The following is a 13,385-nucleotide window of genomic DNA, read 5'->3' on the forward strand; positions in this document are numbered from 1 at the left end:
TCCTGGTCCTGTCGAACGTCTCCGAGCGGCGCGAGCAGCGGCGCGGGTGGAAGGCCAACGCTATATCGCGACATGCCCGAGGGGCGAGACGTGGCACCGGGGGTAGCGGTTCCGGTGGGTGGCGGGCGACACTGGCCCGCGTGGAGTTCGCCGTCTTCGTGACCCTTCCCGGCCTGGTGATCCTGCTCACCGTCATCGCCTTCGTCGACCAGCTGCTGCTGCGCATGGGGCGGGCCGGACTGCTGCCCTGGCGGAACAGCGCGCGGGTCGGGCAGGTGTCCGCGACCGGCTTCGAGCAGCTGCACGGGGCGCTCTCCCCCGGCAAGCAGCACGAGTTGAAGGAACGGCAGTCGTCGCTGGTGATGCGGGACGACGAGGAGGACGGGGCGCCGCCGCACCGGACGCGGGTGGATCTGGACGGCGGGGTCGCGGTCGTACGACTGCCGTCGCCCTCGACGCCGCCGTCCCCTCGCGCGTCAGCCCCCTAGGTGTCTGCGGGCGAAGTCCAGTTCCAGGCGGACCTGCTTGATCCGTTCGTCGACGACCAGGGAGCCGTGGCCCGCGTCGTAGCGGTACACCTCGTGGACGGCGCCGCGGGTTTCGAGGCGTTTGACGTAGTTGTCGATCTGACGGATCGGGCAGCGTGGGTCGTTGACGCCGGCCGAGATGTAGACGGGGGCCTTGACCTGGTCGACGTAGGTGATCGGTGAGGATGCCTCGAAGCGTTCCGGGACCTCTTCGGGGGTGCCGCCGAGGAGGGTGCGGTCCATGGCCTTCAGGGCTTCCATCTCGTCGTGGTACGCCGTGACGTAGTCGGCGACCGGGACCGCGGCGAGGCCCATCGTCCAGGCTTCGGGCTGGGTTCCGAGGCCGAGGAGGGTGAGGTAGCCGCCCCAGGAGCCGCCGGTGAGGATCAGCCGCTCGGGGTCGGCGAGCCCCGAGGCGACCGCCCATTCACGGACCGCCGCGATGTCCTCCAGCTCGATCAGACCGATCCGGTGCTTGAGGGCGTCGGTCCATGCGCGCCCGTACCCGGTGGAGCCGCGGTAGTTGACCCGCACGACCGCGTACCCGTGGTCGACCCAGGCGGCCGGGCCGGCGGCGAAGGAGTCGCTGTCGTGCCAGGTCGGGCCGCCGTGGATGTCGAAGACGGTGGGGAGGGGACCGGAGACACCCGCCGGCTTCTGGATCAGGGCGTGGATACGGCCGCCAGGCCCGTCCACCCACACGTCCTCCACCGGCACCGATCGCGGGGACCGCATACCGGGCGGGTCCAGGACGACACCGCCCGTCGTGGAGCGCACGGTGGACGGCTCGGCGGCCGACGACCACAGGAACTCCACGGTGCCGTCCGGGCGGGCGGTCGCGCCGGAGACGGAGCCCGCCGGGGTGGGGAGCTGCTCCAGCGCGCGGGAGACGAGGTCGTAGCGGAACAGCTCGCTGCGGGCCTCGAAGCTGTGCACGATGAGCAGCGCGGAACCATCCGGGTACCACTCGGCGCTCACATCACCGGGCAGGTCGAGCGCCAGATCGGACTCGATGCCGCTCGCCACGTCCCACACCAGCGGCTCCCAGCGACCGCGCCGCTGATGCCCGATGAGCAGCCGCGTGTCCCCGTCGACCGGCGCGAAGCCCAGCACCTCCAGGCCCAGCTCGACGGTGCCGCCCTTGGTGTCGTCGAGCTCGGCCACCGCCGTGCCGTCCGGGCGCACCACCCGCAGCGCCGAGTGCATCGCGTCGCCGTGCTCCGTGTGCTCGACGGCGATCAGCGAGCCGTCGTGGGAGAGGTCACCGACGCCCGCCGACTCGCGGTGCCGGTAGATCTCCACCGGGTCCCCGTCCGCGCGGGCGAGATGGATCGTCGTACCGTCCTCGTCGGTGGAGCGGCCCACGACCGCCGTACGCCCGTCCCGGCCGAGGGCGAGGCCCGACGGGTAGGACGGCTCCAGGCCGGGGACGGCGGTCTCGTCCGCTCCCCCGCCGAACGGCTGGCGGCGCCAGACGCCGAACTCGTCGCCGTCCTTGTCGTCGAACCACCAGATCCACGCGCCGTCCGGGGAGAGCACACCGTCCGTCGTGCCGTTCGGCCGGTCGGTGACCTGGCGCTGCTCGCCCGTCGATCGGTCCCAGGCGTACAACTCGTACGTCCCCGTCGCGTTCGACACGAACAGGGAACGATCCGGTGCGTCCTCCGCCCAGTCGGGCAGCGACACCCGGGGCGCCCGGAAGCGCATCTCCCAGTCCGGCATGTCTTCTTTCCGCTCCGGAGAGTCGGACCCGTTGCTCACAGTCATGGACCCATACTGCCCGCTTCCTGTGACAATCCGCTGGCCAGCTCCCCAGCCTGTGGATAACTCCACGATCGCTCCACCGGAGGTGCCGACCCCGCAGGCCTGCCCGCCGCACCCGCCCCGTACCGTTGAGGGCGTGTACCGGTTCCTGCTGACCCCCAGCTGGTGGGGAATCAACGTCTTCGTGCTCCTCGCCATCCCCTTCTGCATATACATGGGGTCCTGGCAGCTGAGCCGGTTCGAGGAGCGGGTCGACAGCCACCAGGTCGCGGAGGACAAGGCGGCCTCGGACAAGCAGCAGGCGGCCCGGCCGCTGGCCGAGTTGCTGCCCGTGGACAAGGAGACCTCCGGCGAGCAGGTCACCGCGACCGGACGGTACGGCAAGCAACTGCTGGTGCCGGACCGGGAGCTGGACGGCAAGAGCGGCTTCTATGTGCTGACGCTGCTGCGCACCGACGAGGGCAAGGCGCTGCCGGTCGTGCGGGGCTGGCTGCCGGGTGACGCCGACGCCGCGAAGGCGCCCGCCGCCCCCTCCGGCGAGGTCACCGTCACCGGTGCGCTCCAGGCGTCCGAGACGCCGGGGGACAACGGGGTCAGTGCGCGGGGCGGGCTGCCGGCAGGGCAGACCGCGGCGATCAGTGCGGCGTCGCTGATCAACCTCGTGTCGTACGACGTGTACGACGCCTGGGTCACCCTCAACACCGGTGACGCCGGGATGAAGACAGTGCCGGCGACCGCCGCACAGGACACCGGGCTGGACCTGAAGGCCTTCCAGAACCTCGGCTACACCGGCGAGTGGTTCGTCTTCGCCGGGTTCGTGGTCTTCATGTGGTTCCGGCTGCTGCGCCGCGAGGTGGAGTTCGTACGGGACGCGCAGCTGGGACTGGTGGACGAGAAAGAGCGGAACCCCGTCTCCGCCTAGCCCTGGAGTGCAGCGGCTACGACGCCGCCAGCAACCCCGTCCAGAACACCTTCCCCGCGCACGCACCCGACACGGTCGCCGAGGCCGTGGGTGCCGCGGGTTCTGCCGTGTAGGACACGACCACGCTGCCGTCCGCCGTGCCGTCCTCCGTCATCAGCTGGGTCGACGTGCCGGAGTCGGTGCCGGTGGTCGTCCCCGTGGTCGTACCGCTGGTGTCCGCGGAGTTCGTCGGGTCGGGCGTCGGTTCGCCCGTGTTGCCGCCGCTGCTGTCGCCGGCGGGCGGGCAGGTTTCCGAGGGCACCCAGGCGAACTTGACCTCGTACGCCGTGCCGGGCTTCAGCAGCAGCTCGGGGGCCTCGAGGGACGGGTCGGGCAGGGATGCCGCCTCGTCTCCGGCGACGTGCCGCTGGGTGGAGATCTTGGTGGCGTCGGCGGCGCCCTGAGGGGTGGTGCCGACCGTGCCGGGGCTGGTGACCGTGCAGTCGGTGGTGGAGACGTTGGTGACGCGGAAGCTGCCGTACACCGCGCCGACGGTGTCGGCGGCGGCGGTGACCGGGGTGTCGACGCCGAGCTGCGCGGCGGTGCACAGGGGCGCGCCCACCGCGGTCGTGGCCGTGGGGTCGGCGCCCGTGGTGGCGCCGGTGGAGCCGGGCCCGGTGCTGTTGCCCTTCTGGTCCTCCTTCTTGCCGCCGCCCTCGCTCTTGCCCGCGGACTCGCCGCCGGTGCCGCCGGAGGTGCCCGAGCCGCCGTCCGGGCCCTTGTCCTGCCCCGCACCGCCCTGAGCCTGGGACGCGTGGCCGGCGTTGGAGGTGTTGGTGGCGGAGCCGGTGGCGTTGGAGACGTGCAGGGCGGCCGGGACCGCGGTGCCGATGAACAGGGCGGCCGCGGCCATCCCGACGAGGGCCTGGCGCTTACGGGCCCGCCGTGCGGGCACCGCCCGCCGCAGGTGGTCCAGCGTGCCGTCGCGCGGCTCCATCTCCTGGACCGCGTCGTGCAGCATCCTGCGCAGTGCCAGCTCGTCCGAGTCGAGCCCCGGGAGGCTCTGGTCGTCGGGGCCGTGGTTCACAGTTCCGTTCCCAGCGTGCGATTGCTTCAGCTCGTGCGTGTCGGCCGACTCTGTCGGCTCGTGCCACTCATAGGGCTCGTGCGGCTTTCCGTCCGTCATGCCGGCGCCTCCATGGCGATGCGCAGCGCCGCGATGCCGCGCGAGCCGTAGGCCTTCACGGAGCCCAGCGATATGCCGAGCGTCGCGGCGACCTGCGCCTCGGTCATGTCGGCAAAGTAGCGCAGGACGAGGACCTCGCGCTGCCGGCGCTGAAGCCCCTTCATCGCCTTGATCAGCGAGTCCCGCTCCAGCTGGTCGTACGCGCCCTCTTCGGCGCTCGCCATGTCGGGCATGGGCTTCGACAGGAGCTTCAGGCCGAGGATGCGGCGGCGCAGGGCGGAACGCGAGAGGTTGACGACCGTCTGCCGAAGATAGGCGAGGGTCTTCTCCGGGTCGCGGACGCGTTTGCGTGCTGAGTGGACGCGGATGAAGGCCTCCTGGACGACGTCCTCGCAGGAGGCGGTGTCGTCGAGGAGGAGCGCCGCGAGGCCCAGCAGTGAGCGGTAGTGGGCGCGGTAGGTCTCGGTGAGGTGGTCGACGGTGGTACCGGCGGCCACTGCCTCGACTTCGTCGCCGTCACGCGGGCTGGGTATGCGGGCGGGCCGCGCTGCGGGCATGGGCGCGATCACCGGCATGCCGCCGGGCGTGCCGGGCATGCGGGGTCGGCGGGGACGCAGGACTGTGCCGTGCGCCGCCGCGGTGAAATCGAGTACCTCTGCCACGCCAGTTGGACACGCGTCCCCCCATGAGGGTTGTACGTGCCGGGCGTCACGTTCACGCCAGGCCCCGTTCTCCCCTCAGGCAGCACAACTGAAGGTGCCTCACAAGCACTCATGCGTCCCGCTCTTCCCCTATGTCCCATATGAACCAAGCGTCCCCACGCTCGACTCACGGCGTCCCCACGCCGACCACATCGCGTCTCCACGCCCCAAGGGAGGGCGACCGCAAAGACGCTCCCCGCCCTCCGCGCGGTTGCGGAGGGCGGGGAGGAAATCTTCGAACGCCGAAGGGGCCCGGTACAAGTGGTCCGGACCATCATCCAGCTCACATGTCGTACATAGATTCTACAAACGCTTTCTGCTACGCCAGAGCATTTTCCTGTGAGCGGAAGAACTCAGCGGAACTCCGCCGCCACCAGCTCGGCGATCTGGGCGGTGTTGAGCGCGGCTCCCTTGCGCAGGTTGTCCCCGCAGACGAAGAGTTCGAGCGCCGTGGGGTCGTCCAGCGCCCGGCGCACGCGCCCCACCCAGGTCGGATCGGTGCCGACCACATCGGCGGGCGTGGGGAACTCCCCCGCGGCCGGGTTGTCGAAGAGCACGACACCGGGCGCGGTGGCCAGAAGTTCGCGGACGCCCTCGACGGTGACCTCGCCCTCGAAGCGGGCGTGCACGGTCAGGGCGTGCGTGGTGATCACCGGCACCCGTACGCACGTCACGGCGACGGGCAGCCGCGGCAGTCCGAGGATCTTGCGGGACTCGTCCCGCACCTTCATCTCCTCCGACGACCAGCCGTCCTCACGCAGGGACCCGGCCCACGGTACGACGTTCAGCGCGACCGGCTCCGGGAACGGCCCGGTGTCGTCGCCGACGGCCCGCCGTACATCACCGGGGCTGGTCCCCAGCTCCGTACCCGCCACCAGGGACAGCTGCCGGCGCAGCGTCTCGACGCCGGTCCGCCCCGCGCCGCTGACGGCCTGGTACGACGACACCACCAGCTCGCGCAGCCCGTACTCGGCATGCAGCGCGCCCAGGGCCACGATCATCGACAGTGTCGTGCAGTTCGGGTTGGCGATGATCCCGCGGGGCCGCACCCGCGCCGCGTGCGGATTGACCTCGGGCACGACGAGCGGCACATCGGGGTCCATCCGGAAGGCGCCCGAATTGTCCACCACCACGGCACCCTTGGCGGCGGCGACGGGAGCCCACTGCGCCGCGACCTCGTCCGGTACGTCGAACATGGCGACGTCGACGCCGTCGAGGGCCTCCTCGGTGAGCGCCACCACCTCGACCTCCTCGCCGCGCACGGCCAGCTTGCGGCCGGCCGAGCGCGGCGAGGCGATCAGACGGATCTCGCCCCAGATGTCCGCGTGCTGGGACAGGATCTGGAGCATGACCGTGCCGACGGCTCCGGTCGCTCCCACGACCGCGAGCGTCGGTCGTACGGTCATCGGCCGGTGCCTCCGTAGACAACGGCCTCGTCGCTGTCGGAGTCGAGCCCGAAGGCGGTGTGCACGGCGGTCACGGCCTCCTTGACTTCGTCGGCGCGGGTGACCACGGAGATACGGATCTCGGAGGTCGAGATCAGCTCGATGTTCACACCGGCGTCGGACAGGGCGGTGAAGAAGTCGGCCGTGACGCCCGGGTTGGTCTTCATGCCGGCGCCGACGAGCGAGATCTTGCCGATCTGGTCGTCGTAGCGCAGCGATTCGTAGCCGATGCCGTGCTTGTTCTTCTCCAGGGCGTCGATGGCCTTGCGGCCGTCGGTCTTGGGGAGCGTGAACGAGATGTCCGTCAGGCCGGTTGAGGCGGCGGACACGTTCTGCACGATCATGTCGATGTTGATCTCGGCGTCGGAGATCGTGCGGAAGATCGCGGCGGCCTCGCCCGGCTTGTCGGGCACGCCGACAACCGTGATCTTGGCCTCGGAGGTGTCGTGCGCGACACCGGAGATGATGGCCTGCTCCACCTTGTTGTCCCCTTGCTCAATCGGCTCGCTGCTGACCCATGTGCCCTGCAGTCCGCTGAAGCTGGACCGGACATGGATCGGGATGTTGTAGCGGCGGGCGTACTCCACACAGCGGTGGAGCAGCACCTTCGAGCCGGACGCGGCCAGCTCCAGCATGTCCTCGAAGGAGATCCAGTCGATCTTCTTCGCCTTCTTCACCACGCGCGGGTCGGCGGTGAACACGCCGTCGACGTCGGTGTAGATCTCGCACACCTCGGCGTCGAGGGCGGCGGCGAGGGCGACGGCCGTCGTGTCGGACCCACCGCGCCCCAGCGTGGTGATGTCCTTCTTGTCCTGGGAGACACCCTGGAACCCGGCCACGATGGCGATGTTGCCCTCGTCCAGCGCGGTCCGGATCCGGCCGGGCGTGACGTCGATGATCCGGGCTTTGTTGTGGACCGAGTCGGTGATGACGCCTGCCTGGCTGCCGGTGAACGACTGGGCCTCGTGCCCCAGGTTTTTGATCGCCATGGCCAGCAGTGCCATGGAGATCCGCTCTCCGGCGGTCAGCAGCATGTCGAATTCACGCCCGGCAGGCATCGGGGATACCTCTCCGGCGAGATCGATCAGCTCGTCCGTCGTGTCGCCCATCGCGGAAACGACGACGACCACCTGGTGGCCGTTCTTCTTCGCTTCCACGATCCGCTTGGCGACGCGCTTGATGCCCTCGGCATCGGCTACGGAGGAGCCTCCGTACTTCTGCACGACAAGGCCCACGTGCGCTCCTCGCTCAGTCCGTGTGTGTCGGCTCAGTTTACCGAGCGTCCGAATTTCCCCTCCGGAATACCGCATGGTGAGATCTCCGGCCGCTCGTTCTCGGACTGCACATGCCCGGCATACGGCGAGGGCACGCGGAAAAGTGCCACGGGTCACAAGCGGCCTCGGTGCATCAATTTTCAAGCACTAAGGTTCCGCTTGTGCAGGTACTTCTGGTGGAAGACGATGAGCCGGTGGCGGAGTCCCTCCGGCGCGGCCTGACCCGCTACGGCTTCGAGGTGGAGTGGGTGACCACGGGCGGCGCGGCGCTCGCGTACGAGGGGCCGTACGACGTCGTCCTCCTCGATCTCGGTCTGCCCGACACCGACGGCCTCGACGTCTGCAAGGCGCTGCGCGAGCGCGGCGATGTGCCGATCATCGTGATCAGCGCACGCAGCGACGAGACGGACCGCGTGGTCGGCCTGGAGCTGGGCGCCGACGACTATGTGTCCAAGCCGTTCGGGGTACGGGAGGTCATCGCCCGGATACGGGCGGTCATGCGGCGCTTCCAGCCCCGTACGGCCGCGGAGTCCGGCCCCGACCGCTACGGCCCGCGCCTGACGATCGACCGCAAGGCCGCCCGCGTCCGGCTGGACGGCGAGGAGGTGCCCCTCGCCCCCAAGGAGTACGACCTGCTGGCCTTCCTCACCGAGGAGCCCGGCGCGCTGATGTCGCGCGAACAGATCATGGAAGCGGTCTGGGACGCGAACTGGTTCGGCCCGACCAAGACCCTCGACGTGCATGTGGCGGCGCTGCGGCGGAAGTTCGCGGGCGCCATCACGATCGAGGCGGTACGAGGTGTCGGCTTCCGGCTGGAGATCGTGGACGGCGGTAAGAGCGCACCATGATCCGCCAGCTCATCCGCAGTTACGTCGGTCTCACCGCCGTCGCCATCGCCCTGTTCACCGTGCCGGTGGCCTTCACGCTCACGGACCAGCTGCGGGGCGACACCGCGGACTCGGTCCGGCGGGAGGCCGACACCATGGCCCTGCTGCTCGGCAACGGAAACGCCCCGTCGTGCGCGGCACTGGGAGAGATGGCCGCGGCGTACGCCGGCCAGACACCCGGCGAGGTCGAGGTGACCGGGAGCTGCGCCGAGACGGGTCTGCCGACACCGGACCAGGACGCGGACCTGGCCAAGGTCCTGAAGACGGGCGAGCCCGCGACCGACTGGGGCTCCTCCTTCATCTGGGGCCCGGAGCTGGTGATCACAGTTCCCGCCCGGGAGAGCGCGGTGCCCGGCGACGGGCGCAACAAGGGCGAAGTCGTCGGCGCCGTACGCATCGTCTACTCGACCGACGCCCTGACCAGCCGACTGTGGCAGATCTGGGGCTTCCGCGCGGGCCTCGCGGTCGCCGTCCTGGTCGTGGCCGCCGTGATCGGCGCCGCGGCGGCACGGCGGATCACCCGCCCCCTGCGCCAGCTCAACGAGATGGCGAGCAAGTTCAGTGACGGCGACCTGACGGCGCGGTCGACGGTGACGGGCCCGTCGGAAACGCAGACGCTGGCGCGCACCCTCAACCAGGCCGGTGAGCGCCTGGACACCCTCATCGCCTCACAGCGCATCTTCGTGGCCGACGCCTCCCACCAACTCCGCACTCCCCTCACGGCATTGCGCCTGTCCCTGGACAACATCGCGGACGGCGTGGACGACGACTTCGTACGGGAGGACGTGGAGCAGGCGACGGCGGAGGTCGTCCGCATGAGCCGCCTGGTGAACGGCCTGCTGGTCCTTGCCCGGGCGGAGGCGAAGGTGTCGGCGGCCGAACCGCTGCCCCTGTGGGACATCGTCCGGGAACGCCTCTCGGTATGGAGGCCGGCCGCCGACGAGCGCGGAGTCACCATCACGCTCGGGGGGAGTGCCGACGACCGGCTGCTTGTCCTGTCCAGCCCCGGCCATCTGGACCAGGTCCTGGACAACGTGTTCTCGAACGCCCTGGAGGTCTCACCGGACGGCGGCACGATCACCGTACGGGTGGAGCAGCGGGGCGACGAGGTGGTGCTGTCCGTGTCGGACGAGGGCCCCGGCATGTCGGACGCGGAGAAGTCCCGCGCCTTCGACCGCTTCTGGCGGGGCCAGGGCCTCACCGGGCGCGCGGGTTCGGGTCTGGGCCTGGCCGTCGTCAAACAACTGGTGACCGACGACGGCGGCACGGTGGCCCTGAAGGACGCGCCCGATGGTGGGCTGAGCGTGGAGATCAGCCTTCGGGCATCGCAGAAGAGTGGTGGTTGACGATCTTCCACTCGCCGCCCCGCTTCTCGTACTCGTACGTGTAGCGGGCCTTGACGACGCGCTTCTCGCCGGTCTCGTGGTCGGTCAGCGCGAACTGGTAAGTCCCGGCGTCAATGACGGAGTTGGAGTCGAGAACGTTGACGACCGTCTGGATCTTCGTGCCGACCGGCTTGTTCGCCAGGAAGTGCTCGAAGTAGTCGACGATGCCCGCCCGGTCGGTACGGATCTTGTTGGAGACGGTGGGGAGCAGGACGGCGTCCTTGGCGTACAGGTCGGCGACCTTCTCCGCGTCACCGGTCTGCAGCGCGGCGTTCCAGGTGTCGAACAGCGCGGCGACCTGCGCCTTGCTGGGCTTGCCGGCCTCCACGGGCCCGGCCGTCGCGGCGCCGGCGGCGAAGGTGCCTGCGGCGATGACAGCGGTGGCGGTGACGACGGCGGCGCGTATGCGGGTCTTACGGGTCATCGCAACTCCAGTGCGGGTCAGGGGCCTTGTGCTTCCCTCCGCGTTCGCTGCGGTGGAAGTGACTCCAGACTCGCTTTCCGCCGGTTAGCGCCCATGCAGCCGACGTACAGGGGACGACCAAGACCCGTGCAACCTACGCAGGGTCACCGCACGGTCACGCCTCCCTTTCCGCGGAAACGGCGGAGAGAAATGCCGTCCAGGGGGTGTAGGTCAGGGCGCTTGGTCACGCGCGATGGACAGATTCTTGCGGACGAGGCTCGTCGTCGGATGGTCCTCGCCCAGTATCCGGCGGAGACCGGACAGGGCCTGCTCGTACAACTGGATTGCCGCTTCCAAATCCCCCGCCGCTCCGTACGCGTAAGCCAGGTTGTTCCGCGACCGCAGCGTGTCCGGGTGTTCCTCCCCCAGCACCCGCACACGATCCTCCAACGCCCGCTCGTACAACGGGATCGCCCGCCCCAAATCCCCCACCGAGTCATACGCGGCAGCCAGGTTGTTCCGCGACACCAGCGCGTCCGGATGGTCCTCCCCCAACACCCGCACACGATCCTCCAACGCCCGCTCGTACAACGGGATCGCCCGCCCCAAATCCCCCGCCGCTCCGTACGCGTATGCCAGGTTGTTCCGCGACCGCAGTGTCTCCGGATGATCCTCGCCCAGCACCCGCACACGATCCTCCAACGTCCGCTCGTACAACGGGATCGCCCGCCTCACCTCCCCCACCGAGTCATACGCGGCAGCCAGGTTGTTCCGCGCCATCAGCGTGTCCGGGTGATCCTCCCCCGACACCCGCACACGGCCCTCCAACGCCCGCTCGTACATCGGGATCGCCCGCTCCACATCCCCCGCCGACTTGTACACGTGTGCCAGGTTGTTCTGCGACGACAGCGTCCGCGGATGATCCTCGCCGAGGAGTCGGGTATCCCCTGCCAGGCAGCGCTCGAAATAGCCGGTGGCTTGACTCAGTTGTCCTTGCTCTTCCAAGAACTGCCCTGCCCCCGTGAGGACCTGGCCGATGTCAGCGGTGTGCTCCACCGGATCGCACGCCCTGAGGAGGGCTTCGACGTGTGGGATCAGGACTCTCCATGTGGGCCAGCCCGCAACGTTCGCAAAGGGCCTGCGGGGAAGCTGGTCGAGCATCAACCGAACCGCGCGGTCACGCGCCTCCCCGATGCACGCCTGATCACGATGCGGGTCCTCCGCCGATGGCGTGCGTGCCACCCGCTGGACCAGACGGTGGACGCCGATCCCCGCCCGGTCGAGGGTGATCATGTTGTAGTCGGCGAGAAGACCCAGGAGTTGGGCAAGGTCGACCGGATCGTCGGCCAGCGGCGTGAACAGGGAGCGCGGAATGCCTGTCGGGGCGTACCAGGCGGCGATCCGCAGGATGTCCACAGCCCTGGGATCGTGTTCCTGGAGGGCGTCCAGCGTGATACGCCAGATCCGTGCGACCGTCCGTGTGGGGTCCGAACCGCCCGGCGCCGCATCCGTGGCGCGCTCCGGATACTGGCGCCACAAGGCCTGGTATTCGGCGATCGTGATCCCGGTGTGCGCGATGAAGGCGCCCGCCTGTTGCAGGGCGAGAGGCAGATGGCCGAGGTCGTCCGCCAGTGCGCGGGCCTCGTCCCCGTCGCCATCCCCGACAAGACTCGACAGAAGGGCCAGCGAGGCGTCGTCGTCCAGCACGGACAGCGCGATCGGGTCGCAGATCCAGCCGCGCCTGTACCGACTGGTGATCAAGAGCCGTCCGGATGAGCGCAGTTGGCCCGTCCAGGCATGCACGTCTTCCGGCTTCTCCGCGTTGTCGAAAACCAGGAGCCACCCCGGGTGCGTCTGCAACCACCCCACCGCCCACTCGGCAGCCTGAGCGGTGGCGAGGCCGGATGCCTCTTCGCCCCGCAGGCGGACGGTGAGCGCGGCCAGGCCCGCCTCGATGAGTTCGGGTGTGTCCGAGCGGATCCACCACACCAGCCGGTGCGCCCCGGCATGGTCATGCGCGTAGTGCAGGGCCAGCGTCGTCTTCCCGACGCCGCCGAGCCCGTGCAGCGTCTGCGTGATCGTCTGCGACTCCGCCGAGAGGGCCCGCTCCAGCTCGGCCATCACCTCCGTCCTGCCGACGAAGATCGGCGACGGCAGCTCCGGCAAGTTGTGCACGCCCGGCGGCACTTCGACGTCGTACGCCGTAATCGGCGCCCCTCCACGGTCAGCGGCCGCGACGTCCTCCGGGACCAGTTCCCCCACGGCCGTGGCGAACCCGGGCCGCGCCGCCAGCGCGACCACCGACACCGCCGTCAACTGATCCCCGCGGTAATCCCGCTGCCGATCCGTCGTCACGACCCCGACCAGCCGCCCGCGCACGAACAACGCCGCCCCCGACGCCCCCGCCCACCGCGACTTCTCGTCCGGCTTGCTGGGAACGGCGACCTGGTCGACGTACGCCGTGATCAGTCCCCCGGACCTGAGCCCGGTCAGCGTCTCGATGTGGCCGCGGATCTCCTTCGTGTCGCGGCCCCCGTCCCGCACCTCGGACCGGGGAAACCCGACCGCCACGCACCCGAGCCGCTCCTCCCGCACCACGGGCGCGTCGATCCGGCCCCACCGGACGGGTTCAGAGTCCGTCGGCGGCACCCAGCCGGGATCCGTGATCCTGACCAACGCGCCGTCCGCCTGCGGCTCCCGCTCCAGATCGGGCGGAACCTGCGGCCACAGCACCTCGGCGGCGATCCACTTCGGCTCCTCCGCACCGAGCTGCCGGACTTCCAACCCGCCGCAGCCCAGCACATTGTGAAGAGCCGTCAGGACCAGCCGATCCGCGACCAGATATCCGGTCCCGGAACTCTTCCCGACCGGGTTCCACACCTCGACGACCCGCCGCACATCCACAGGCCAAC

The 13,385-nt window shown here is 69.9% G+C and carries 11 protein-coding genes; 4 read left to right on the top strand and 7 right to left on the bottom strand.

Features of this window, described 5'->3' with window-relative positions:
* The first annotated feature begins 140 nt into the window (after window positions 1-140).
* Window positions 141-488, top strand: coding sequence for a DUF6191 domain-containing protein (locus ACTWQO_RS37300; RefSeq protein ID WP_443241816.1), 348 nt, complete (start codon window positions 141-143; stop codon window positions 486-488).
* Here ACTWQO_RS37300 and ACTWQO_RS37305 read toward each other — a convergent pair.
* The gene (locus ACTWQO_RS37305; protein ID WP_443241817.1) at window positions 477-2,294 is read right to left on the bottom strand and encodes a prolyl oligopeptidase family serine peptidase; all 1,818 of its coding nucleotides are present in this window, start codon (window positions 2,292-2,294) and stop codon (window positions 477-479) included. The two genes, ACTWQO_RS37300 and ACTWQO_RS37305, sit on opposite strands and share 12 nt — an antisense overlap.
* 133 nt (window positions 2,295-2,427) lie before the next feature.
* Here ACTWQO_RS37305 and ACTWQO_RS37310 point away from each other — a divergent pair, with 133 nt between their 5' ends.
* Window positions 2,428-3,213 carry an SURF1 family protein gene (locus tag ACTWQO_RS37310; protein ID WP_443241818.1) on the top strand — a complete coding sequence of 262 codons (786 nt, stop codon included), beginning with the start codon at window positions 2,428-2,430 and terminating at the stop codon, window positions 3,211-3,213.
* Between the two features lie 16 nt (window positions 3,214-3,229).
* Here the strand turns inward: ACTWQO_RS37310 and ACTWQO_RS37315 are convergent, their stop codons facing one another.
* The 4 genes from ACTWQO_RS37315 to ACTWQO_RS37330 form a co-directional block, all read right to left on the bottom strand.
* Window positions 3,230-4,378 (bottom strand): hypothetical protein, encoded by a 1,149-nt coding sequence (locus ACTWQO_RS37315; RefSeq protein ID WP_443241819.1) that lies wholly within the window; start codon window positions 4,376-4,378, stop codon window positions 3,230-3,232.
* Window positions 4,375-5,040 (bottom strand): SigE family RNA polymerase sigma factor, encoded by a 666-nt coding sequence (locus ACTWQO_RS37320; protein WP_443241820.1) that lies wholly within the window; start codon window positions 5,038-5,040, stop codon window positions 4,375-4,377. The genes ACTWQO_RS37315 and ACTWQO_RS37320 overlap by 4 nt, the downstream gene beginning before the upstream one ends.
* A 392-nt stretch (window positions 5,041-5,432) precedes the next feature.
* Window positions 5,433-6,485: an aspartate-semialdehyde dehydrogenase gene (locus ACTWQO_RS37325; protein ID WP_443241821.1), complete on the bottom strand. Its 1,053-nt coding sequence runs from the start codon at window positions 6,483-6,485 to the stop codon at window positions 5,433-5,435.
* Window positions 6,482-7,759 carry an aspartate kinase gene (locus ACTWQO_RS37330; RefSeq protein ID WP_443241822.1) on the bottom strand — a complete coding sequence of 426 codons (1,278 nt, stop codon included), beginning with the start codon at window positions 7,757-7,759 and terminating at the stop codon, window positions 6,482-6,484. The genes ACTWQO_RS37325 and ACTWQO_RS37330 overlap by 4 nt, the downstream gene beginning before the upstream one ends.
* 200 nt (window positions 7,760-7,959) lie before the next feature.
* Between ACTWQO_RS37330 and ACTWQO_RS37335 the strand changes: the two genes are divergently transcribed.
* A complete protein-coding gene (locus ACTWQO_RS37335) occupies window positions 7,960-8,646 on the top strand; it encodes a response regulator transcription factor (RefSeq protein WP_443241823.1) in 687 nt (228 codons plus the stop codon).
* Window positions 8,643-10,031, top strand: a complete 1,389-nt coding sequence (locus tag ACTWQO_RS37340; RefSeq protein ID WP_443241824.1) for a sensor histidine kinase — start codon at window positions 8,643-8,645, stop codon at window positions 10,029-10,031. Before ACTWQO_RS37335 ends, ACTWQO_RS37340 begins: the two co-directional genes overlap by 4 nt.
* On the opposite strand, the gene ACTWQO_RS37345 is transcribed toward ACTWQO_RS37340, so the two are convergent.
* Both ACTWQO_RS37345 and ACTWQO_RS37350 read right to left on the bottom strand, forming a co-directional pair.
* Window positions 9,997-10,494: an SgcJ/EcaC family oxidoreductase gene (locus tag ACTWQO_RS37345; protein WP_443241825.1), complete on the bottom strand. Its 498-nt coding sequence runs from the start codon at window positions 10,492-10,494 to the stop codon at window positions 9,997-9,999. The genes ACTWQO_RS37340 and ACTWQO_RS37345 overlap by 35 nt on opposite strands.
* 210 nt (window positions 10,495-10,704) lie before the next feature.
* Window positions 10,705-13,377, bottom strand: a complete 2,673-nt coding sequence (locus ACTWQO_RS37350; protein WP_443241826.1) for a tetratricopeptide repeat protein — start codon at window positions 13,375-13,377, stop codon at window positions 10,705-10,707.
* Window positions 13,378-13,385 lie beyond the last annotated feature (8 nt).

This window comes from Streptomyces sp. 4N124, assembly GCF_052245395.1.
GTDB lineage: Bacteria > Actinomycetota > Actinomycetes > Streptomycetales > Streptomycetaceae > Streptomyces.